At 44.1% G+C, this 23,458-nt stretch carries 21 protein-coding genes and 3 pseudogenes; 10 read left to right on the top strand and 14 right to left on the bottom strand.

Features of this window, described 5'->3' with window-relative positions; translation table 11 throughout:
* Positions 1-238 precede the first annotated feature (238 nt).
* The 3 genes from N4J56_RS09460 to N4J56_RS09470 all read left to right on the top strand — a co-directional run bounded on the left by N4J56_RS09460 (position 239) and on the right by N4J56_RS09470 (position 2,721).
* Positions 239-832: an SH3 domain-containing protein gene (locus N4J56_RS09460; protein WP_317106229.1), complete on the top strand. Its 594-nt coding sequence runs from the start codon at positions 239-241 to the stop codon at positions 830-832.
* Complete coding sequence (locus N4J56_RS09465; RefSeq protein WP_317106230.1) at positions 786-1,232, top strand: hypothetical protein; 447 nt, start codon at positions 786-788, stop codon at positions 1,230-1,232. The genes N4J56_RS09460 and N4J56_RS09465 overlap by 47 nt, the downstream gene beginning before the upstream one ends.
* 112 nt (positions 1,233-1,344) lie before the next feature.
* Positions 1,345-2,721 carry a dihydrolipoyl dehydrogenase family protein gene (locus tag N4J56_RS09470; RefSeq protein WP_410500460.1) on the top strand — a complete coding sequence of 459 codons (1,377 nt, stop codon included), beginning with the start codon at positions 1,345-1,347 and terminating at the stop codon, positions 2,719-2,721.
* 212 nt (positions 2,722-2,933) lie between these two features.
* Here the strand turns inward: N4J56_RS09470 and N4J56_RS09475 are convergent, their stop codons facing one another.
* From N4J56_RS09475 to N4J56_RS09485, 3 genes and pseudogenes are all read right to left on the bottom strand, one after another.
* Positions 2,934-3,098, bottom strand: coding sequence for a hypothetical protein (locus N4J56_RS09475; protein WP_317106232.1), 165 nt, complete (start codon positions 3,096-3,098; stop codon positions 2,934-2,936).
* Between the two features lie 15 nt (positions 3,099-3,113).
* Positions 3,114-3,794 carry a response regulator transcription factor gene (locus tag N4J56_RS09480; RefSeq protein ID WP_317106233.1) on the bottom strand — a complete coding sequence of 227 codons (681 nt, stop codon included), beginning with the start codon at positions 3,792-3,794 and terminating at the stop codon, positions 3,114-3,116.
* Positions 3,791-4,111 (bottom strand): annotated as a pseudogene (locus N4J56_RS09485) (sensor histidine kinase); the annotation flags it as partial. The gene N4J56_RS09480 and the pseudogene N4J56_RS09485, both read right to left, overlap by 4 nt.
* 82 nt (positions 4,112-4,193) lie before the next feature.
* Here N4J56_RS09485 and N4J56_RS09490 point away from each other — a divergent pair.
* Positions 4,194-5,462 carry an IS701 family transposase gene (locus tag N4J56_RS09490; protein ID WP_317104593.1) on the top strand — a complete coding sequence of 423 codons (1,269 nt, stop codon included), beginning with the start codon at positions 4,194-4,196 and terminating at the stop codon, positions 5,460-5,462.
* Positions 5,463-5,477: 15 nt separating this feature from the next.
* Here N4J56_RS09490 and N4J56_RS09495 read toward each other — a convergent pair.
* Together N4J56_RS09495 and N4J56_RS09500 are read right to left on the bottom strand one after the other, a co-directional pair.
* A pseudogene (locus N4J56_RS09495) lies at positions 5,478-6,623 on the bottom strand (histidine kinase dimerization/phospho-acceptor domain-containing protein); the annotation flags it as partial.
* Between the two features lie 33 nt (positions 6,624-6,656).
* Positions 6,657-7,268: a cupin gene (locus tag N4J56_RS09500; RefSeq protein ID WP_317106236.1), complete on the bottom strand. Its 612-nt coding sequence runs from the start codon at positions 7,266-7,268 to the stop codon at positions 6,657-6,659.
* A 387-nt stretch (positions 7,269-7,655) separates the two neighbouring features.
* On the opposite strand from N4J56_RS09500, the gene N4J56_RS09505 reads away from it, so the two are divergent.
* From N4J56_RS09505 to N4J56_RS09525, 5 genes and pseudogenes are all read left to right on the top strand, one after another.
* Positions 7,656-8,237, top strand: coding sequence for a thioredoxin family protein (locus tag N4J56_RS09505; protein ID WP_317106237.1), 582 nt, complete (start codon positions 7,656-7,658; stop codon positions 8,235-8,237).
* 208 nt (positions 8,238-8,445) lie between these two features.
* Positions 8,446-9,297 (top strand): cytochrome c biogenesis CcdA family protein, encoded by an 852-nt coding sequence (locus N4J56_RS09510; protein ID WP_317106238.1) that lies wholly within the window; start codon positions 8,446-8,448, stop codon positions 9,295-9,297.
* 4 nt (positions 9,298-9,301) lie between these two features.
* Positions 9,302-10,267: pseudogene (trxB, locus tag N4J56_RS09515) on the top strand (thioredoxin-disulfide reductase).
* A gap of 36 nt (positions 10,268-10,303) precedes the next feature.
* Positions 10,304-10,639, top strand: coding sequence for a thioredoxin family protein (locus N4J56_RS09520; protein WP_317106239.1), 336 nt, complete (start codon positions 10,304-10,306; stop codon positions 10,637-10,639).
* Positions 10,640-10,699: 60 nt separating this feature from the next.
* Positions 10,700-10,849 carry a hypothetical protein gene (locus tag N4J56_RS09525; RefSeq protein ID WP_317106240.1) on the top strand — a complete coding sequence of 50 codons (150 nt, stop codon included), beginning with the start codon at positions 10,700-10,702 and terminating at the stop codon, positions 10,847-10,849.
* Between the two features lie 174 nt (positions 10,850-11,023).
* Here the strand turns inward: N4J56_RS09525 and N4J56_RS09530 are convergent, their stop codons facing one another.
* Both N4J56_RS09530 and N4J56_RS09535 read right to left on the bottom strand, forming a co-directional pair.
* Positions 11,024-12,388, bottom strand: coding sequence for a flavin monoamine oxidase family protein (locus tag N4J56_RS09530; protein WP_317106241.1), 1,365 nt, complete (start codon positions 12,386-12,388; stop codon positions 11,024-11,026).
* Between the two features lie 951 nt (positions 12,389-13,339).
* Positions 13,340-14,473 (bottom strand): cob(I)yrinic acid a,c-diamide adenosyltransferase, encoded by a 1,134-nt coding sequence (locus N4J56_RS09535; protein WP_317106242.1) that lies wholly within the window; start codon positions 14,471-14,473, stop codon positions 13,340-13,342.
* Positions 14,474-14,725: 252 nt separating this feature from the next.
* Here N4J56_RS09535 and N4J56_RS09540 point away from each other — a divergent pair, with 252 nt between their 5' ends.
* Complete coding sequence (locus N4J56_RS09540; protein ID WP_317106243.1) at positions 14,726-15,505, top strand: ABC transporter permease; 780 nt, start codon at positions 14,726-14,728, stop codon at positions 15,503-15,505.
* A 258-nt stretch (positions 15,506-15,763) separates the two neighbouring features.
* Here N4J56_RS09540 and N4J56_RS09545 read toward each other — a convergent pair whose 3' ends face one another.
* The 7 genes from N4J56_RS09545 to N4J56_RS09575 form a co-directional block, all read right to left on the bottom strand.
* Positions 15,764-16,975, bottom strand: coding sequence for an endo-1,4-beta-xylanase (locus N4J56_RS09545; protein ID WP_317106244.1), 1,212 nt, complete (start codon positions 16,973-16,975; stop codon positions 15,764-15,766).
* A gap of 245 nt (positions 16,976-17,220) precedes the next feature.
* Entirely contained in the window at positions 17,221-17,967 is a 747-nt protein-coding gene (locus N4J56_RS09550; protein WP_317106245.1) for a glycosyltransferase family 4 protein, read from the bottom strand.
* Positions 17,964-18,335 carry a hypothetical protein gene (locus N4J56_RS09555; RefSeq protein WP_317106246.1) on the bottom strand — a complete coding sequence of 124 codons (372 nt, stop codon included), beginning with the start codon at positions 18,333-18,335 and terminating at the stop codon, positions 17,964-17,966. Before N4J56_RS09555 ends, N4J56_RS09550 begins: the two co-directional genes overlap by 4 nt.
* Before the next feature lie 196 nt (positions 18,336-18,531).
* A complete protein-coding gene (locus N4J56_RS09560) occupies positions 18,532-19,632 on the bottom strand; it encodes a glycosyltransferase (protein WP_015154422.1) in 1,101 nt (366 codons plus the stop codon).
* 56 nt (positions 19,633-19,688) lie between these two features.
* On the bottom strand, positions 19,689-20,933 hold the full coding sequence (locus tag N4J56_RS09565; RefSeq protein WP_317106247.1) for an O-antigen ligase family protein: 1,245 nt from the start codon (positions 20,931-20,933) through the stop codon (positions 19,689-19,691).
* An 83-nt stretch (positions 20,934-21,016) separates the two neighbouring features.
* Entirely contained in the window at positions 21,017-22,003 is a 987-nt protein-coding gene (locus N4J56_RS09570; protein ID WP_317106248.1) for a glycosyltransferase family 2 protein, read from the bottom strand.
* A gap of 60 nt (positions 22,004-22,063) precedes the next feature.
* Positions 22,064-23,455, bottom strand: a complete 1,392-nt coding sequence (locus N4J56_RS09575; RefSeq protein ID WP_317106249.1) for an oligosaccharide flippase family protein — start codon at positions 23,453-23,455, stop codon at positions 22,064-22,066.
* Positions 23,456-23,458 lie beyond the last annotated feature (3 nt).

The raw sequence follows: 23,458 nt of genomic DNA on the forward strand, positions 1-23,458 counted from the left end.
ATTAAGTCTGAGAAAGACGTAATTAAATAATAAATTGCTTAACTTCATTGAAGACTAAAAAAGTGGAAAACTAGGGGAGAAGACAAAGTTCTTTTTTTCCACGAGATCTGCACCTTTTTCGATCAGAATAGACTCGGATAGACGTAAAACAAGCGAGCATCTATCTAAAGACGTAGTTTGGATATTTTTAGCTCGTGCGGATCAAAAATCTTTGATTGTTAATAGTAGGACAATCTTTATGAATGGGAAAAGTAGCTCAAAAAAATCTTTAGCATTAACAATACCTTTCTTAACGGCAGCAGTTCTTGCCACTCCCATGCTTTCCGTCAGTGCGATTGAGCTGCGGGATAATACGTCTTCTCGCTCAAAAAGTACATTGGCATCTGTAATCGGCACTCAAATAGCACAACGCCCGTATAGTTGCAACCAAGTCATTGCTAAGAGAGGTTTATACGTCCGAGAAAAGCCCACGGTATATAGTAACGCAGTCGGGATCGTTGCTTACGAGCGTAATGTCGAAGTTGCAGGCGGGATTACAAATAACTGGGTGCCAATTTCTGCTCCCTTGAAGGGATATGTCTATGCAGATTGGATTGGGAATTGTCAAGCTAAAGCGCCACCACCGAGCAGTTGCCGTCGAGTCGTTGCCAATCGAGGCATTCCAGCACGACAAGAACCTTCAAGCGATAGCAAGGTAGTCGGTTATATCTCTAGCGGTCGCAGAGTCATATTAACAGGTAGAGGAGCAAATGGTTGGGTGCCAATTTCTATTCCTTTTAAGGGATATGTACCATCAGCTCAACTGGTTTACTGTCGGAATTTTCCTGGCTAGCTCATTGGCGATCGCAGTAGTTACTAACTTATTGGGGGCAAATAATGTTGGATGGAAAAGAATACTGGAGCAATTACAACGAAAGAGTCAGCAAGTTCTGACTCAAGCGAATCGAGTTTTTCCAGCAAGAGGAAATCGGATAATTGAGCAAGTAGCATCTACCACTCAGGAGATAGCTTCAGACATTACTGAAGAAGCAATTGTCGCTGCCGTCGATCGCGCAATCAACGTGATTCAAACTGCCAGTCAAGAAATCAGAGAACGGCAAATACCTACTGAAAATGTAGCACTAGAAGTCAGCGCCAAAATTATGGGAGTCGTCGAATTAAAAATGAAGGCAGATGTGCCAAAGGAGGAACAAGTAAAAGAAAATCATAAATCTAACTCTGAGGATGATTAAAAAATAACGAATTATTCTTAGTGTTCTCACCTTTTCTTTAAACTGTTAGCAGCAGTTGCATTCAACAATGCAAGCTTGTCTGCCGCAAAAACGCAAAGCAGAGCGCCCAGATATGAAAACAGCAGACCTCATCGTTATCGGCAGCGGTCAAGGTGGCATTCCCCTAGCCGCAGATTGGGCAAAGGCAGGACGTAAGGTAGTTTTGTTCGAGCGCGATGCCTTGGGGGGAAGTTGCATTAATTACGGCTGCACTCCCTCGAAAGCTTTTCTCGCCGCTGCCCATGCCGCAGGTCGCGCCCGCCAAGCTGCCAGTTTGGGCATCCAGGCTCAGGTACAGGTAGATTTTCCAGCCGTGATGGAACGGGTACGGTCGATCCGCGATCGCTTCAATCAAGGGATGCACAAGCGTTTAGATACCGCAGGCGTTGAAGTTGTCTGTGCTGAAGCCACCTTTACGGAAGAACGCACGGTGACAGGTGGCGACGTGACTGTTGAGGCTCCAGTCATCGTCATCAATACGGGGACTTCGGCACTAGTACCTGACATTCCAGGTTTAGCCGCCACCCCCTATCTCACCAATCGCAAATTTTTTGACTTGCAGGCACTACCACCCCGTTTGCTGGTAATAGGAGGTGGATATATTGGGATGGAGTTGGGGCAAGGACTAGCGCGTTTGGGCAGTCAAACCGATCTGATCGTGCGGGGCGATCGCTTGCTCGATCGGGAAGAATCGGAAGTCAGCGTCACCCTAGCAGAAGCATTTAAGCGCGATGGAATTGGATTGCACTTTCATGAGCGCGTGCAACAAGTTCGACATACAGATGGAGTATTTACCCTGAATTTGAGCAATGGCGAAACGCTGGAAGCAGAAGCTTTATTAGTTGCCACCGGACGCAAACCCAATACGGATGCATTGAATGCGGCGGCGGCGGGAATTGAGTTAGATTCACAAGGTTATGTCCAGATTGGCGATCGCTTTCACACGACTAACCCTAATGTCTATGCAATTGGTGATGTTGCCAAACAGCCTGCTTTTACCCATGTGTCCTGGGAAGACTATCGCCGCCTCAAAGCGATTTTGTGTGGCGAGGAGCGCACCAAGAGCGATCGCGTTTTGGGCTATGCGGTTTACACCGAACCCCAGGTAGGGCGAGTTGGCATGACATTGGCAGAGGCAGAACAACAAGGCATCAACGCCCGTGCCGTCACTTTACCAATGGCGCAGATTGCACGGGCAATCGAGTGGGGACAGGATCTAGGCTTTTATCGTATGGTTATCGATCGCGATACTGACAAAATTTTAGGTGCAACCCTAGTAGGTTATGAAACTGCCGAGTTAGTCCACGTCTTCTTGTCGTTGATGGAGGCGGGTGCAAATTGGCAATTGCTAGAGCAATCGGTTCACATTCATCCGACCTACGGTGAGGCGCTGCCGAGTTTAGCGCGGCTGTTGGTTGGCGAGGATATGCCTAGTTGCCCGAATATGTGAGGATGTCACGACTACCAATCTGCACGTAGGCGATCGCTTTCCCGATGTTACCCTACCCAATCAAGACAACGAATCGCTCGAATTCTCCAACTTGACGCAGCCAAGTTTGATGGATAAGCATCGCAGCATAGTTATTCAAACTAAATTCGGAACTTCGCTCCTGAGAGTTTTGGCTTTATTGTTGAACCTTTCAGTATCAATTAAAAGTATTGTCAACGATAACCCGTGCGATCGGTTGGATTGGGATCTCGATAAGTAGTAGGTTCGCGATCGCCAATTCGATTTCCCACAACTGATTCTCTTTCTGTAGCAGGTTCTCGACGCTGATTCTTATCTGCTAAACCAGCCAGACCGAAACCAATCAATTCAAGACTCAACCAAGTACAAAAAAATTAAGCATACTCTCGCAACACGTAACCAACTCCTCGAATCGTATGTACCAAGCGTTTTGGGATGCTTGCCTCTAACTTAACTCGTAAGGCACGAATATAGACTTCAATGATATTTGACTCGCCCATAAAATCATAGCCCCAAACCTGTTCGAGAATTCGCTCGCGGGTAATCACTTGACAGGGATGGCGGAGTAATAGCTGCAATAGGTCGAATTCTTTGGCAGTTAATTCAATCAGTTGAGTACCCCGATAGACTTCGCGGGTGAGAGTATTCAAAGTCAGGTCTTCAAAAACCAACACATTTGTCTCTTCAGGGTGAGTGCGACGCAAGCGAGCTTTCACTCTTGCCAGGAGTTCTTCTATGCTAAAAGGCTTAGTCACATAGTCATCGGCTCCAGCATTTAATCCAGCAACGCGGTCTGGTATCTCATCTTTCGCCGTTAATATAATGATAGGAACTTCAATCCCTGTTTTTCTCAGCCGTAAACACAGATCTAATCCAGAAATACCTGGAAGCATCCAGTCTAAAATTAATAAATCGGGTTGAGCATCACGAGCTATTGTCAGTCCATCCATTCCATTGGTAGCAATGGTAACTTCATACCCTTCCAAACTGAGTTCTGTGGCGATGAATTCAGCTAGTTTGGGGTCATCTTCTACCAGGAGAATGCGGTCGCTCATAACTGCATTTGCCAAAGTGGTAAGGTAATTGTAAATATACTACCCTCCCCTGGTTTAGAGCGGAGAGTGATTCGACCGTCCATTCCTTCAATCAGACTTTTAGCGATCGCCAAACCCAATCCCGTACCATCTCTAGAACGGGTTCTAGACTCATCTACCCGATAAAACCGTTCAAAGATGCGCTTTTGATGCGTTAGAGGAATACCGATACCGCGATCGCGCACGTGAATTATAGCAGACTGAGCAGTTTTTTCTAAGACCAGATCGACTGGTTGTTCGGGAGCAGAATACTTGAGCGCATTATCCACTAGTGGGACTTTGTAAGAAAGATGGAGCAAATTGAGCTAGAATGCGGGTAGGAGTTGCGTTTTACGTCAGTCTCGACAGGAGCAACGTAAGGTGAAAGATCAAGTACCAGCAGCGATGCCGCAGTGCTTTGAGAACTGGTGTCGTCGGTTTGATGATGTATTTTCGCGTCAGAAGCAGCGGCAGGAATTTCGTGTTTATCTAGGGGGACTGCTGGGTGAGAGTCAGCGCAAAAACCTGAGCCAACTGGTCACAAATACAGTAGATGGCTCCTACAACAGCCTCAGACATTTTCTCAACAATGCCCCTTGGGATGAAGTCAAGCTAAATAATCGGCGGTTGGAGGTGATGCACCAGTGTCGCCAGACGACCCCGAGTCAAGGTTTCACATTGATTGTAGATGATTCGGGACATCGCAAAAGTGGTGCGGCTACTGATGGGGTAGGACGGCAGTACATTGGGGAGATTGGCAAGACTGACAATGGTATTGTGCTGCTGACTACCTACTTGTATGATGGAGTGCGACGTCTGCCGTTAGATGTTGCACTCTATCAACACGCAAGTTTATTCGAGCAAGGCAAGGCAGACCCCAACTTCCAGAAAAAACCTGACCTGGCTCTAGACTTGGTTGACCAATGCTTGAAGCGCGGTTATCGACCGGGTGTGACTGTAATTGATGCAGGCTACGGTAATAACACGCCTTTTCTCAAGCAGTTGGAGTCGAGAAACCTAACTTACGTGGCAGCAATCGCCAAAAACCGCCAAGTTACTGCTCAAACATCAGGTGATGAGTCTGCTCGTAAGCAGGGATTAGAAGCTATTGCTCAAACCTTGGCAGTGGAGCAGTTCACACCTGTGCAACTCAATCTGGAGCAGCCCCGGACAGTTTGGGTGGCGCTGTTACCAGTTCACGTTCCGAAGCTCGAAGGCACTCGCTGGCTGGCGATTCAACTCAATGCCTCTAGTTTCGAGCAAGCGACGGAGGTGGATTACTTTCTCACCAATGCCTCTGACAACCAAGTCAGTGCGGCTTGGGTAGCTCAAACATATTCTGCTCGCAACTGGGTGGAGGTCTTCTATCGAGAAGCCAAGGGCTGGTTGGGTTTGAGTGAGTATCAAGTTCGGGATGCTCTGAGTATGAAGCGTCATTGGGTTTTAGTGTTCATCGCTTACACCTTCATCCTTTGGCATCAGTTGACCGGCGGATTCCGCAGACGTTGGGCAACCAAACCCTTACAAACCTTTGCCGAAGCATTGGAGGCATTCCGCACCGCAGTCGAGTTTCGTTTGGTCCGCTGGCTTAATGAGCATGTTGATGTATTTGCCTCTCACAGAGCTAAGTTCGGCTATATTTGGGCTTAGAAAGTTTTAAAGTCCCACTAGGTTAATTAACACCTGCTGTAGGCGGTCTTGGTCGGCACAGATGATTACATCTTCATCGGTTACCAGCACGGTAATCTTTCGATTGCTAACCTTTTGGCTCATTGCTACCACTTCTGCTACAAGGGTATTCAACATAATCGGAGCGCAGCGAAAGTGCAGATGACCGCTATCTGCCCGTGCCAGATCGAGCAAATCTTGCAGCATCCGAATGGTACGTTCGGTTTCTGCTGTTGCTGTTTCTAATGCCTGCTGTTGATAAGCACTTAAATTTGTACTTCGTCGCAGTAGACTTTGTAAATAACCCACCACAACAGTTAGGGGAGTGCGTAGTTCGTGGGAAACATTGCCGACGAACTGACGTTGTTGTTCCCAAGCACCCGATAGCCGAAATAACATTTCATTGAAGGCTTTTGCCAGTCCCAAAATTTCATCTGGTGCTTGCTGGAGTTGCAGTTTTGCAGCACCCAAATCATCGGCGGAAACAGCACTGGCTACCTGGTTCATCTGCTTCAGGGGATGCATAGCTCGGCGAATTCGTTGAGAAATCGCCACAGTTAAGATCGAAATAGTCAAGAGGCTAATCAGTAATAATCGCCATAACCCAGCATTTAATTTCTGTCGATCTGCCGTGATATCTTGCGACAGGTACAGTTTTCCAAAAAACTTGCCATTGAGGACGAGAGGAGTCCCGCACAAAACAATATCGCGATCGCCAAAGCGAACTACCTGGGGTTGTTTTGGTACTTCAGCGAGAGATTCGACAGCACGAATTTCAGATAAAGAACTATCGCTATTGGGAGACTGTGCTAAAAGTCGATCGTGAGAATTCTTGACCCACACTACTAATCCAGGTGTCGAGACTCTATTAATAGTTCGTTCTAATCCCGTTTCCAGCGAACCTACCTGAGTGTAAAGTTCGAGCTGTTCGGGAAATCGCATGGCAATATATTCTAGGGTTTGCTTGTGGGCAGCCACGAGATTCTGCTCCATTTGCCAGCCAGCCCAAGCCGCCACACTGCCGAGTCCTAAAACCGAGAGTGCCACCAATTCCAGAGTTAGGCGAAACTGAAGCGAGGAGGTAGAAATCCGCTTGCCCGAGAAGGAATTGATTAAGGATTGCAGGTGGCGACTTAGCTTCACTGATTTACTAGGGGTCGATCGAGTCTGAAAAGATTAAAAGTGTTTCGCTATGCCTTGTGCTGGTTCAAACTCAAACCTTTGGTTATAGTTGGTTTCACCATATAAATTAAAGCTAATTGTTGGTTTGTCTCCAATCGCTTCGACATGGTGAATGGCATCGGGCATCAAGCACAGGATGTCGCCAGGAGTAAGCAGGCACTTGCCTACTGGTTCGATGCGATCGGGAAATTCTGGTCTTGGCGATCGCTGCCAAAAGGTGTTTTTCTCCTCTCCACTCAGCAATGCCACAAGTCCCCAACAGCCATGATTATGAATTGGCGAAGTCATGCCAGGTGCCCAGGCGACTAATTGTACCGTCAGGGGAAAAAATGGTTCGTCATATAATGTTAATACCTCCCAGCCTGTTTCAAGGTTAGGCGCTAGAGTAGGAATTTGCAGCCAAGAAGAACTAGTCAATAGTTTGCGTACCAGGGGACGAATTGCCTGGAGTCGCAAACGGTTATCGCTAACGCAGTCTAAAATATCTTCTAGATCGGTTAAAAAGCGATAGAGCCGATAAGGATGGGATAATGCTTCAGTTTGAGAACCAACATCACAAGCCAAGCATTGTCCATCGTTCCTCACTAACCAGTCTTTTCCTGTCATAGTCACTCAACTTGTCACTTAAATCACCGCACGACCAAAGCATAGCTAAAAGTTAAGTTCAGCTTTGATGAGATTGGATGGTGCTGTTTAATTTTCATTGTATGTGAAAGGTTTGCTGTCAAGATTATTCATTGCTGATGCCTAGATGAATTTTTGCTGAAAAAAAGACATCATCGATTAAGCCACATTGCCGATTTAAATTTTTTATTTAATCTCAATCTGGTCTTCATCTGAGACTCATTTTTCTGGAATTTAATCTAAATAACGGTAAGCAAACTATTTATAAAAGTCTGCTCTGCCAACTTCTTATCTTGCTGGAAATTTAAGCGGTAATTCATTCACTACTGCTTGTTGAAATATACAGTCCTAAATCTTGGAAATTGAATCATGCGTAAACAATCAGCATTGTTATGGCTCAGTCTATGTGTAAGTAGTCTCGTTGTTACTGTATCCCTCGTAGCTGGGACATCGTTCAGAACTTCTGCAACTCCCGATGGTGCAGTCACCAAGCATGGCTTCAGCTTCGCACAAGTAAACCCTTGTGCTTCTAAAAACCCCTGTGCCTCGACAAACCCTTGTGCTTCTAAAAACCCCTGTGCGTCTAAAGCTAGAAACGTCGGGGGACCTTTAGCACGACAACTACAAGGAAAGCCTGTGGTAGTTGATATCTATGCAAGCTGGTGTCCTGCCTGCAAAAATATTGCGCCGACCCTTTCTCAACTCAAACAAGACTACGGTAACAAAGCTCACTTTGTTGTTTTGGATGTTAGCGATAAATCGAAAGCTAGCCGAGCAGAAAATCAAGCTAGAGAGTTAGGATTGGCTGAGTTTTTTGCTGCCAATAAGTCACAAACAGGGATGGTTGCGATCGTCGATCCGGCTACAGGCGATATTCTGACCCAACATCGTAATAATGCGAATCTGAAAGATTACACATCGGTACTTAACTCTGCTATCTCTCAAAAATAGTGGATGGCAGAATGCTAATTGACGTTATGGGTTTGCTGCGCTCGCCATTGCCAATAATTTTCAGAGATTGCAGTGGCGAGCGTGCTTGTCTCTCCCCTCCAAGTTGATACTTTTTTGAATAAGTATTCGTCGCGGTGCGCTTCTCACCGGCTGTGCGGGAGCGCCTTCCAAAGGCAACTTCATTCCTGAATAGTTTAAGGAGATTTTCATGAGAAAAATATCTCAGTCAGTAACTGAGCATAAGGCTTCCCGACGCTCTAAAGCATCGAAAAAATGGCTGTTTTACGGGGGATTAGGACTCTTAGCGCTGATTCTGGTTTTAACCGTCGGACCCGTCATCAGTCATCCTATTGAGAGGCTCATTTCTATCATCGAAAATCGCTATCAGCAATGGTTTGCCCAACAAGATACAGCAAATCCTCTAGTGTTATTGCCTCTAGCATTTGTAGGTGGAGTACTTGCCAGCGTATCTCCCTGTATTCTGGCACTGTTGCCTGTCAACCTCAGCTATATCGGCACGCTCAAAATTAAATCCCGCTGGGATGCTTTTACTAAGGCGGGCTTGTTTGTCCTAGGAGCAGTCACGATTTTAAGTCTATTTGGTTTAGTTTCCTCCTTTGCCGGAGCCGTGATGGTGGAGTACCGAGGCTATATCAATGTGGTAGTGGGACTGATTATGGCTGTGATGGGTTTGTGGTTGATGGGAGTGGTCAAGCTGCCTTTACCAGAGATGGACGTAAATCTCCCGCAGGCTGGACCTTATGGGGTGGGGTTGACCTTTGCCCTAGTTAGTTCTCCCTGTGCTAGTCCGGTACTATTTGCAGTGCTGGCAGCAGCAGCAGCAACTGGTTCTCAAATGTTAGGCACTCTAACCATGGTTAGCTACGCTCTGGGTTATACCATTCTGATTTTCCTAGCGAGTTTGTTTACAGGATTCGCAAAACAAAGCAACAAGTTGTTGAAACATTCAGAGACAATTATCCGCTTGGGTAGTGTGGCACTGATTATGACGGGAGCGTATTACCTATTTACTGGCACTCAATGGTTTGTGGGAGATTAAGTTGATTACGATCGAGAATCTAGTGATTATTGGCTCTGGTCCGGCGGGCTATACGGCTGCGATTTATGCAGGACGCGGACAACTCCAGCCAGTGGTATTTGAAGGGTTTGCAGCAGGTGGTGTTCCTGGCGGTCAGTTAATGACTACAACGGAGGTGGAAAACTTTCCTGGTTTTCCTGAAGGAATCACTGGACCCAAGTTAATGCAGCAAATGCGCCAACAGGCGTTGCGCTGGGGTGCTAAATTGATTGCGGATGATGTGGTGAGGGTGGATTTTCAACAGCGTCCGTTTACGATCGCCTCTGAGGAAGAGGTGGTTCAAACCCATGCTGTCATTATCTGTACGGGAGCAACTGCCAAACGGTTACATCTTCCTGGCGAAGAAAAGTTTTGGAATAATGGCATTTCTGCCTGTGCCATCTGCGATGGGGCAAATCCCTTGTTTCACGATGCCGAAGTTGCCGTAGTTGGCGGAGGAGATTCGGCTGCTGAAGAAGCCCTGTATCTGACCAAATATGCTCGCAAGGTTCACCTGCTAGTAAGACGCGATCGCCTGCGGGCATCTAAAACTATGCAGGAGCGGCTTTTTAACCACCATCAGATTCACATTCACTGGAATTGTATGCCTCTGAGTACCCACGGAGATGAGGTGCTGCATTAGCTACGAGTTCGGGATACCCTAGCGGAAACTGTTTCTGAATTGCCTGTAAGTGGCTTATTTTACGCGATCGGTCACGCTCCCAACACCCAACTATTTCAAGAACAACTGATTTTAGATCGGGCTGGTTACATTCAAACCAACGGTAAGAGTACAGCCACCAATGTTCCTGGGGTTTGGGCAGCAGGAGATGTACAAGACCACTATTATCGACAAGCGATTACCGCAGCTGGAACTGGTTGTATGGCAGCCTTAGAAGCGGAACGTTGGTTAGCCGAACAGCAATCCCTTTCCCTTGCCTCTGTGGCATGAACAATAGAGATCGATTTAATCAAAGGAGAAACAACCATGTCAGAATTAACCGATCGAATTTTTGCCGAAGGACGCAACGCTTTAGAACAGTTACAGCAAGAATCTGCCAACCCCATTTTAGTTAAATTTGTCGCACCTCACTGTCCCTCTTGCAAAACCCTTGCCCCCGTTCTGGAACAACTTGTGGGCGATCGCTCCGGTCAGATTCATTTGGTGACTATCGATATGACAGAAGATCCAGAACTGGCGATTGAATTGGGCGTGCGCAGTGCGCCTACCGTTGTTTTATTGAAAGGAGAGGAAGTTGTAGAGCGCATTGCAGGGATGAAACCCAAAAAGGTTTATGCACAAGCCGTACAAAAGGCTCTTTAGTGGGATTAGAGCGATTCAATTGGATTTTGCTAGCTTTTTGACAACAATTAGGAGTTTTTTATGAATTTAACTGAGGATTTAGTCAACCTATCGGTTCAGATGGAATCCAAGATGCCAGAAGATATCAAAATCTTGATGGAACAAGCTGCCATCGATTTAATCGAGTCGGGTATAAGCGATCGCACTCTGCAAGAAGGAGACATCAGTTAATGAGACTAAATTGCAATAAACTAGAGTGTCATCTCCGAGGGATAAGAGCTATGGAGCTTATTCTATATGCATCCCAGATTTTATGTCGCCCCTTCAGCAATATCAGTCATGCCTATTTTGGCGTGTATTGGATTTCGGGTATACTCTTTTCAAGGGGAATTTAGGGAGAGATATTTATCCCAAAATAGCAGCAGCGGCGGCTTCACCTGTCTCAATTGCTCCTTCCATATATCCCTGCCAATCAGCTATATGTTCCCCTGCAAAGTGAACGTGATTAAACCTTCTTTGCAAAATAGGACGAATATTAAACCACTGATTTTTGCCATAGAAAGCATAGCTTCCTCTAGCAAATTCATCATTTCCCCAATAATGATTGATCTGCTTTAAAGCATACTGTTCCGTATCGCCAAAGATTGGTTTTAACGCACTTTCAACTAATGCATTTCTGCCCGCATTGGATTGCCTAGCAAAAATATCAGCTTTATCACCTATCGTATAAGATACTAATGCACCTTTGGTAGAAGCTTGATTTTTAGTAGCGTGATAGAAGTAATGAGCAGGTCCATCAGTGATCAGATCGAAGCTTTCATCCTGCCAAAATCTACGATTGTACAGAGTGGCATATTTATTGATTCGACTATATTGTAATGCGTCGATCGCCTCTAATTTATCTGCTGGTAAAACTGGATTCCAGCGAATATCTTTCATTACCGTTGTCGGCAAAGTACAAATAACTTTATCAGCAGCGAGCTTGTCTCCATTAGCACAGGTAATTGTTACCGCTCGCCCCGTTTGTTCAATTGCTACAACTTGATGATTGTGTAGAATCTTATCTCGTCCAATCTTCTCCGCTAAAGTTTCGGCTAGCTTGCTATTACCTCCTTTAATTTTATAGTCCATATGATAGGTTTCTTGCGATTCAACATATTCGTCTAAGGCAAGGAAAGCAGAAGCAAAACGAATACTCTCGCCAAAATCTGTACTTTTAATTAACTCGATAAAGTCTAAGTCTTTATCTTTAATACCGTTGTCAACTAAATAACGCCACAAGTCAATCTTATCCAATTTCATCTTATCGGCTTCACCTAGATTCGAGTAAGCCTGTAGCAAATTGTCTAATTTATTATTGCAAGCATCGGAGAAATCCCATTCATTTTGACGAAAATATTTACCTTGATATAACAAATGGGTATTAAACTGATTATTGTGCAATTCCAAACCCAATTCTTGACAAAGAGAAATAACTCGCTGATGAGCAGCACCAATCCACTCTGCACCCAGTTCAACAGCTAAATTTTCATTTTCATCAATCGTATGAGAATAAACGCGACCACCCAAGCGAGAACGGGCTTCTAAAATAGTTACATCAATACCTTTTTGAGACAAGAAATATCCCGCTGCTAATCCCGATATTCCACCTACTATGATGACAACTTTCGGTTTATAGTTAACATAAATAAAATGACAAATTTTAGTAGCTACTAAAGCTTGAATCGGAGTAATAATTGCTTGCTCGATGAAGTTTCTGCGCGTCAGCATAACTTTTCATCTAATGGTAATTGGTTGGTTATCGGTTATCAGTTATCAGTTATCAGTTATCAATAGCAACTAACAACTTAGTAGGATGGACAGCGCCCACCACGAACCAAAACTGATTCAAACACCAGATATTTCCAGACTTAACTCAAGTCCGAAAAATAGGCGCAAAAAACATTTATGTCTATGCAGATTTCACCATATAAGAATATGGCACTACTAAACACTTAGAACTGCGATCGCCTTCTAAAAGAAAACTAGCGGTTATCAGAAGAGAAGCTGAAATCGACGAGAAAAGATTTAAAACTTATGTTCAGTGCCAGCTATAAATTTAGACAGAAACACGCTAAATTTATTCGCTGCGATCGCGGCAACTGAAGGCAACAGCTATTATTGTCACTAGTTATCAGTCACCAAAGTTATCAGTCAGTCACCAATGACTAATGACTAATGACAGCCATAAGATTAAATCCTATAAAGCGTTTCAAAAAAAATAGCTATATATCAGGTATTCCTGCTTGATAATACATAAAATTTGCCTTGTTTTTGTGCTTTGCAGCTAAAGGCTAGGAAATTCCCGCAATTTTTAGATAACCTGCCAATAATGACTCAGTTTACCCTTAGCTTGTTTTGTTGCTTTCAGTTCTTAAGTCATACAATTTTCTTGCGATTAGCAATAATAACAGTATAGCATTTAGGTTATTTAGTCAACACTAAACAACTCGTAAAAATAGAAAATTGCTACGAGAGATAGCGCTCAAACTAAGTTACAGCAGTACTTTCAACTGAATAAACTACTTTTTTTTCCTAGTAAAAATATCAGTAAACATCATCAAGTAACCGCCGATTAGGATCGCGATCGCAATGCCACCAGTAATCAGATCTAATGTTTGAGTGTTTTCCATGAATTTTTATGGGGATTTTGTAGAGACGTTGCGTGTAATGTCTCTATGATTAAAAATCAACGCCGCTTTTGAGTTCTACTCCACTATTAGCATAGTGCTTGTGACAGTATACCTCGGAGTGAACTTCAGCCAAGTCGAAATAAGCGGGGGGATTGTGACAGCGCCCAGTGATGATAATCTCCGTGTCGCGGGGCTTACGCAGTAGCGCTTGCATGATTGGCTCAATCGGCAACAATTCTAGATCTACAGTTGGGTTCAGCTCGTCGAGGATAATAGTTTTGTACAAACCAGAAGCGATCGCCACTCTAGCAATTTCCCAACCCCGTTCGGCTTCTACATAGTCGAGTTCTTGCTGTTGTCCGCGCCAGACGATCGCATCGCGTCCGCAGCGCTGATGGTCAACCAAATTCGGATAAGTTTGTTGTAAAGCCGCGATCGCGGCATCCTCAGTGTAACCGCTACCACCTTTGAGCCACTGCATAATCAGAACGCGGTGGGAATTATCCTGACTAATCCCTCTGCCAATCGCTTGCAGTGCCTTACCAAGGGCGCTGGTAGACTTACCTTTACCCGCCCCCGTATAGATTTCAATTCCAGCAATTCCCTGCATCTCAGCTGTAGGGTGATGGTGCGGGCGCATTTCCGAGTGCAGATCGGCAATATCTAGCAGTTTTTGGGGTGCGCCGCGTCCTGTGGCGATAATTTCGATTTCTTCTAGCTTGGACTGGAGAACGCTGACAACTTCATCCACGGGTAGCAAACCTAAATCTAACACCGGATTGAGTTCGTCTAAAACAATCACGGAATACAAACCAGAAGCGATCGCCCCTTTAGCAATATCCCAACCCCGCTGTGCCTCTAGGCGATCGAAGCGAGTGATTTCATCGGGACCAAAAAATTCGGCTCGTCCCGTCCGTACTTGGTCGATTAAATGAGGAAAACCTTGTTGTAGAGCCTTAATTGCCCCATCTTCATCGTAAGCCCGTCCTGGTCCCTTAAGAAACCGCAGCAGCAAGACGCGGGTATCATTGCGGCTGTGAATTCCTAAGCCAATCGATCGCAAAACCACACCTAAAGCCGCTTGAGACTTACCTTTACCCGCGCCATCGTAAACGTGAATCTGACCGACAACCCGCTGCGATCGCACCTGAGCCGTTTTTATTCCGATACCGTTCCTACTCACAGTCGTACCCTCTTGGCGTGCCGTCTTAGATTGTAACTGAAGCTTCTATCCTCTGGGCATTAGCAATTACAACAGTTAAAACAGAAATGGTCATTGGTCATTGGTCATTGGTCATTTGTGAGGAGTTAGGAGTCAGGAAATTTTGGATTTCAGATTTTGGATTTTGAATTACTTTGTCTCCCTTGTCTTCCTTGTCCTCCCTACTCCCTACTCCCTACTCCCTACTCCCTTTCTTCACTGATAACTGACATTATGAATCCAACTAGGGTGTTTACAATTGGCTCGAATGTGTTTCGGGAAGTGGTGCGCGATCGCATTCTCTATATCATCGCTCTATATGCTCTACTCTTGAGTGGGGCGGTGATGCTAATTCCCCAAATTGCAGGGGGGGCTGAGGATAAAATTATTCTGGATTTCGGTTTGGCGGCGATGAATGTTTTGGGTTTAATTGTCGCGGTGTTTGTCGGTACGGGATTGGTGAATAAAGAAATTGAAAAACGTACCGTGTTAGTCTTAATTGCTAAACCTATCAGTCATAGCGAGTTTATTACGGGCAAACATTTAGGACTAGCAGCTGTTTTAGGTGCTTTGGTAACAGCCATGACAGCTATTTTTCTCGCTCTGCTGCAATTAAATCAATTGACTTATCCATTAGGTAGCATACTTTTAGCAGTCGTTTATTTATTCTTGCAGTTATCTTTGATTACGGCGATCGCGTTAGTTTTAGGAGTATTTACCAGTACAGTTCTTGCTACCTTACTCTGTTTTGGCGTTTATTTGATGGGGAATTTGAGCCAAGACTTATTAGAATTTGGACGCTTGAGCAAAAATCCCGCGATCGAACAATTAGTGAGAAATTTATATCTTGTGTTACCCGATCTATCGCGACTAGATTTAAAAAATCAAGCTGTTTATGGTTTTTCTGCCTTACCCGATGCGATGACGCTGATAACTAATGCTATCTATGGTGTGGTTTATACAGTATTAATGTTGGCGATCGCAATTCTTGTTTTCTCTCGCCGCGAGTTTTAGAAGAAAACGGCTTGCCAATCATTGCTAGCCACTAGCATTAATTTTACCTGTTATGGCAAAGATCCGATCCCCCCTAGCCCCCCTTAAAAAGGGGGGAAATAATGCTTTCCTTAAGGAGGAAGGAAACAATGATTTTCTTAATGAGAGAGGAAACAATGCTTTCCTTAATAATTAGGGAAACAATGCCCCCTTGAAAAGGGGGGTTGGGGGGATCTTCTGCGGCGTAGTCATAAAAAATTGGTCAAACAACTTTCACTTTTAAACTTGTGTTTGAAGTCTTCTCCATGCAAGCCAAAGTTTAGAAGATTTACGACGCTGTTTAAGCTGCTCGAAAGCAAGAGCAATGCCATTCCAAGCTAACTTGCGATTCATTTCAGCATCATACGGTAGCGAACGTACTGGCGTGCCATCTTCTCTAGGTGCATAATTAGAAAGCCACGTATACTTATCGCTCAATCCCCAAGTAATTGCGCCCAAAACTGCTGGTTCCTCCAAGACTACCGAGAGAAACTGTTTGTAAACTTCGGCAACCATGCGAGCGCGTACTTTAATATCTGTCGGCATTCCTGCATCTCCAACATCCATTTCAGTGATAACGATCTTTAAACCCAAACTAGCAACATCACGCAAAAAAGTTTTCAGTTTTTTGGGGCTAAAATTATCTAATTTACCTATATGAGATTGTAAACCTAAACCGTGTATGGGAGTATCTTTAGATTTCCATCTTTCCAACCATTTTAATACCGCTGCTCGCCTTTCGTCGTGATAGGGAATATCGTATTCCAAAGCATTGTCATTGTATAGCAACAAAGCTTGCGGATCTGCGGCAGCAGCAGCACGAAATGCCATCTCAATGTAATCGGGTCCTAAAAATTCTAACCACGGCGTTTTTCTTAATCCATCCGGTCGTTTATCGGAAGTTAAGATTGCTTCGTTCACTACAGACCAAAAATGAATCTTTTTAGCATAGCGTGTCACAACTTTGTTAATATGTTGAAGTAGTATCTGTTCGGCATTTTGCTTATTCAGCTTTTCTTCCAACCACTGAGGCATATATTCATGCCATACCAAATGAGTAGCACCAACTAACATTTTGTGTTGGCGAGCGTAATCAATTAGCCAATCACCTTTAGTAAAGGCAAAAGTGTCTGCATCTGGACGAAGCGCACCCCATAACAAGTCTTCTTCTGCCATTAAAATGGCACAATCTTGTCTAAATTTCGCATTGAGTGCTGCATCGTTAGTTAGTTTATGGTATCCCGTTGCTGCTCCAAAAAGAAATCTTTTGGCTGCTGCTCGATCGCGTAAACTTGCATTGCCGATAACCGTGAAATCTTGCGTTCCATTTTCTACTGCTTCAGCCTGTTGGCTTAAATTTTCAAGTTTCAGCAGTGGTGATACGCTTACACCTGCAAAGGTACTTAACCCTAGAGCAATTGCTAGCCGTCTTGTGATTTGCCGATGATTCATTGGTTTTACCGAAAAAAACTAGGTTGGAAACAGCGAGGTTATAAACCTACTTTTCGGACAGACACAGTTATTTAATTTTTTCTTTAAAATTGATTGGTAAGTTTTCTTATACCAATTATTGTTGCTACCTACTCTCTGCTGTGTAAGCTGTTACACTTTTAACTGACATTCTCAGTGCGATCGCATTGCTTGCTACTATTAACTCTATACATTTTAACTTTTGACTTTTGACTTTTAACTTTTGACTACTGATTTTCCTGAAGATCTAATACTAAATCGTAGATTTGTAACAGGAAACTGAAATAACTTTTGACATCCAAAGGTATGACGCTTTCCCGCGCCGCACTACCCAAGGAAAGTCTAAAATTTTCGTTCTGAATGAGCGATTCAATAGCAGTGGAAAGTTGTTGAATGTCTCCAGGCTGGACTAATAAACCATTTTTTCCCGAGACAATCAAATCGGGAATTCCCCCTACTGGCGTTGTGATGACAGGTAATTTCCACCCCATTGCTTCTAGCAAAGCTAAGGGTAATCCTTCATTGTAAGTAGGTAAGATAAAGACATGCGCTTTAGTTAATAAAGCATCTCGTTGTTGCGGGTTGAGCCAATCATATATAGTAATGCGATCGCCAATGTTGCTAATCTTTAAACTATAGCTCGTGACTAAATCGCGGGCTTTGTCAACCTCTCCATCTCCTGCCAAGATTAAATTTGCTTGGTTTCTTATCGGCTCAGGTAACATGGCAAAAGCACGAATCAGATCGAAAGTGCCTTTACGCTGTCCGATGCGTCCTAAAAAAACAAGATTAATCTGGTTCGATCGCTCTCGGTGAGGGACTTGATTTGGCAATTCAATCGGATTAGCCAGTACTAAGACTTGTTCTGGTTTTAAACCAAATTTATCCACATAGAAATTACGCCAACTCTCGGAAACAGCAATGAAACGATCGCACTGACTAAATGCCCACAACAATCCTTGTCTGACATTCACAGATAACCCCTGATAAATTCATGAAACTCAGGACTATTAGAATGTAAAATTACGGGTTTGCGAAACAAGAATTTAGCAATTAAAGTCACGATTGATTTGCGATAAGCACTGCCTCTTTCGGCTACATGCGCGTGAACGATATCCACTTTTTTCGTTAATAGCACCAAGAGAACCCGAACCAGGGCGATCGCAAATCCAAAGGCTTTTTGCATTGCCAAACCATCAACTGCCGTGCCAATATGGTGAATTTGCACGTTAGTAGGAGCGTGTTTTAACATATGCTTTTCTAAAGTTACAATTCCTCCCTGCTTAGATAAGCTGTCTCCCACCATGAGAACATTAATTTGTTTTTCACCGATCTTTTCCATATGCTAATTCCCACGATTTTAAATTGGTGTACGGGCGGGTTTCCACAACAAAATCTGCGCAAACCATGTAACATTTGCAAACAAACTTGCCCCTACGAATGTTTGACTTTTGTACGGGCGGGTTTCAACAACCAACCCTGCCTGAACATGTAACATTTGCAAACAAACCCGCCCCTACGAATGTTTGACTTTTGTACTAGGTTATTTGTAAAATCTGTCGATACTCTGCTAAAACTTTTGCTGTGGAAAATCGCTCGGCTCGACGCTGTAATTCAGTAGGTGCTGGCGGACAGTCTAGCGTCTGGGCGATCGCCTCAGCCATCCCCATAACATCCCCTACGGCGACTAATTTTCCATACTTGCCATTTTCTAAAATTTCTGCCGGACCACTTTTGCAATTAGTAGACACTACCGGAGTTCCCACTGCGATCGCTTCTACTAGCACGTTACCAAAACCCTCCCAGATCGATGAGAGGACAAAAACAGTTGCCCTTGCCATATAAGCGTATGGATTACTCACAAATCCTGGCATGACAACGCTATCTATTAAATCGAGTTCTCTTATCAAAGCCTCTAATTCAGGTCGTTTTGTCCCTTCGCCCAAAATCATCAACCGCACGGGACGCTGCTGCCGTAACTTAGCAACAGCACGGATCAAAGTCGGAAAATCCTTCTGATTCTCTAGCCTTCCCGCACCCATAATAACTGGAGGTTGGTCTGGCGCAAACCAAGGATGAGATATTGGTTCTCTTGCCCGGTCGTGCAATTCTGGAGTTACGACAGGGTTGTAAATTGCCTGAATTTTATCTTTTGGCAAACCAATCTCGACGAGATCCTCAGCCACCCCCTGAGACACGGCGACAATTTTATCCGCCCAAGGATAGAACCAACGCACCAGATGAGGTGTCAGTTGTCTTTTGAGTAGGGTAGAAGTTTGGGCATCGCGTGAGAGATGATTGTGGACGATCGCGACCATTTGAGTCGATACTTTCATCAGTTGCTTTGCCCATAGTGCGACTATATTGGCATCCTCTTGTCCGCATAACATTGCGACAGGTTGCTCCCGCCGCAGATAATTTATCAAATCGGGAAAGCTGAGCAGTAACTTCTGCCGACTTCCCAAGGTAACTAATTCTACCTTTGAAGATACTTGCGACAGATATGGTCCCTCTGCCTTAACTAAAACTAAACTAACTTTTACACCTTGAGCGGCAAAACCATCAGCGAGGTTGAGCATAACTCTTTCGGCTCCGCCACCATCGAGACTCGGGATAAAAACTGCTAAGCTAGAGGTCATTCATTTTTGCTCCAAGTAGTTAATAGCTAAAAATTAGGCGGAAGTTTTGAGCCAAGCTAAGCATCTATCGAGCTTTGGGACAGCGAAAAGTATGTCGCTGTATACAACACCCAGAAAATATCATTTGACTTCAAAATTGTGCTTTCAGAAAAATTAGTTAAAAATATGAATGTCAACAAGATTAAATGCCATAATCCATAAGATGTTTTAGACCAACGCATCCACGTTATTGCTTGCGTAAAAGCTTTAAAAAAGCCGATTAAGTAAACTGAAACTCCAATGAATCCTAGATCGAGCCATAGATCTAACAAGCCGTTATGAGAGAAGGCTACTTTCCATCCACTGGCTAGCCGCACATAAGCAGATGCCCCTTCATTACCTCGCCAAAAAGCGCTGTATCCATAACCTAACCAAGGACGTTCGCCAATTTTGTCGATGACAGCCGACCAAACTTTGGTGCGACCAGTCAAGGTTAAATCTTTTCCCAAACTATTCAATACAAGATCCAAATTGCTCGTAATTAAAACAGCTAAACCACCGCAAAATAGTGCCACGGCAATATATAGTAGCAACATCCAAGAAAAGTTCCATCGCAAAGCTCGATATAGGGGGAATAGTACTAGAACAATTGCTAAGATAATCCAAGAACTAGTAGAAAATGACAGTAACACTTGACTGACTGCAAGGCTAAAAGTAATCCAGGCTAAATATCGAGATTTAGAATGACTAAAAGCCACGATCGCTAAGACAATTGTGCTTAAAGTCATAATTCGACCGAAAACATTTTTGTGGATATATACCCCTTGCCAAACCGCTCCTAAAGCTGCGCTATTTGGGTCTGAAACAATTGCGTAAGCTGGTAACGCTATGGTAAATAATATACTAGATAAGACTGCTATTCCAAAAGTCCAAGCTAATAGATGCAATTGCTCTTTGTGGCTATACCGTGTAGCTAAATAAATGCCAAATGAAGTCGCGCCTGAAACGGCTAAACTGCGTCGCAGCGTGATCGCAGGTGCATCTGACCATAAAATTGAGACGATCGCGATCGCAACTAGCAATAATAAAAACTTACCTTTTCCTAGCGCTTGAATGATTTTTTTCCATCGAAGCAATATGAGTGCAAAGGTAGTGATATAAATCGAGTAGAAAGGAATTTGTAGTGCTACAACTCCCTCTGATGTGAGTACGATCAGTGATTCTCCACTGACGATTTCATACAGGCGTGGAAACCAAGCTCCCGTCAGAGTCAGTAACGATATAACTGTAAATACCTTTTCCGCACGAAGTAAAAGTTTCATTATGAAAAATTTAACTTTTTAAGTTAAATTTTTAAAATTAGCAGGCGATCGCATTGTTAGGAAAATGAGTTTTAGATACTCCTCTATGGGCGATTTAAACTGAATATTTTTGATTTGCGAGATAGAGCAACCCACAGCGGAGCCGCTCGCTGTGTTAAGTTTCTGATGATATGTAAAACCGATAGGACAATGATTTGAGGATTGGTAATAATTGTGGCGATCGCGGCGAACATTTTTTCGCTTTTAAACACTGCTTTGAATTGGTTGTAAGCTAAACTAATACTTAAATGAGTTCCAACAATTTTATATCTTCTTGTTAAAGAACGTGTTAGAGCAAAGTTGTTTTGAACTGCATCGACTTGAAGGAAGCGAGCGACATCCGCGTACATTTGCTGCTGACATGTTAGATAATCAGTAATCAGAGAGCCGGGACGAGAGCAATAAAAATAATATGGCTGAGAGTCGATGATAAACTTTGCCCCACAAATGAGAGCTTTCAAATAGAATTGAAAGTCTTCTCCATAACGTAAATTGTCATCAAAACTTAAATTATGATGAACGAGAAAACTACGTTTAAACATGGGTTTAACCACACCCAAATCCATTTCAATAAAATCTATTGCATCGATTTGCGTAACTCCTTGAAACTTAGGTCGTCGCCAACCAAATCCTAGCGGAGCAGAAAACCTCGTTCCCCACGGCTGCTTGGCTCGATTGGCAATGAGATATAAGTCATCGGCTACTACATCTACATCTTCTGCTAGAGCGACTTGTAGTAACTTTTCAATTCTTTCAGGGGCAAACCAATCATCAGAATCTAACAAAGCTATCCATTCTCCCCTAGCTGCGGCAATACCGCGATTGCGGCTGTAGCTAGGTCCCTGATTGCCGTCATTTACCAGTAATTGAAGGCGATCGCATTTATATTGTTGTACCACTTGTACAGTAGCATCGTCTACAACAATAATTTCTACTTGAGATTCTGTCTGTTGCAATACAGATTTTATTGCCCTGGCAATATAGTCCTCACTATTATATGTGGGTACAATTATTGATACTTTGGGACGCATAAATTTGCCTTGTTTTAACTGACTTATGGCTGATTTATGACTGACTTTTGTCAAGTGATGTTAACGCTCCGATTGAGCTTGCCGCAGGCTGTCGATGTAGTATTTCAACTGCCGATAGGTAGCAGGCATACAAAACAGCGCGACCAAACCTAAAGCCGACCACCAACCCAATTGGTAAATAAATAAAGCTCCTACCAAAGCTAGCCACCAAATTGTAGGTAAGCGATAGGCAGGACTTTTAATATGTTGCACGACAAAAACATGGAGAACGGCATAGCTAGCTAAAGCTGCTACCTCGCCCCAGCCGTAGCCGACGAAGCCATTAAAATGAGAGGTTGCAACCAACGCCGTGCCAACAAACAAGAGAATGTGTGCTAAGTGGAAAGCTGTCACTTCCCAGTTGCGCTGCAAGACGTAAAGCACGGAACAATGGAGATTGAACACGGCGTTGCTGAGGTAACTGAGGGCAATAAAAGGATAGATTTGAATGACTGGCAACCAGTGCTGACCGAACAACAACGGTATCAGCCAAGGATTGAGCCAACTCACGAATACTAACAGGGGACCCAGCGCTAAGATCTGAAGGCTCATACCTTCGCTCACTGCTTTACCAAGTCGCACGCGATCGCCTTGGAGACGAGCCAAAGCTGCGATCGACAATCGCCAAGTTGCAGTTTTGACAAAACTCAGAACTTCTACAATCCGAATCGCTAAGGCGACAAATCCTACTGCTTCTGCACCTGCATACCTACCAACTACTAAGGGATTGACCAGGTTACGCAGTTGCCAAACCCAGGAGGAGGCAGAGTAACCAACACTGTAGCTCAGCATTTGCTTAATCACATCTGGTTGCCAATGCAAACGAGGGCGATAATTTGCCCGCCAGTAAAGCAGTCCTAAAGTAATAACTTGTTGCATCCACCATCCAATCGCAGGCGACCAGACACCAGCTCCCTGAAACGCCAGAGGAAGGGCGACTAAGTAGTAAACGAACTGACCGTTCAGTTCGATCAAAGCGACTTGTTTGTAATCCAAGTGCCGCTCTAGTCGTGCCAAAGGAACTTGACTCAGCAACACAACTGGCAGTCCCAGAAACATGACGCGAGCCACATCGCTAAATCCTTCTAAGCGTACCCACTCTTGTAGTAAGGGTATTCCTATGAGAGATATGCCAGTACCTCCTAGCGCCAGTAAGAGCAGCAAGGTAAAGGCTTGATGGTAAAGTTTGATGTCTTCTTCATCTTTCTGCCGCACCAGATAAATCTCAATTCCTAACTGACTGAGACTTTGAACGTAGACAAAAATATTTAGCGTGGCAGAGTACAGCCCGTATGTTTTCGGACCTAAAATGCGGGTAAGTAGTAAAACACCTCCCAAAGAGAGAATCATACCTAATGCTTGGCGCAGAACTAAGAACGTCCCGCCTCGCATGACTTGAGTACGTAGGCTCATGCC

Origin of the sequence: Chroococcidiopsis sp. SAG 2025, from assembly GCF_032860985.1 — a bacterium.
Lineage (GTDB): Bacteria > Cyanobacteriota > Cyanobacteriia > Cyanobacteriales > Chroococcidiopsidaceae > Chroococcidiopsis.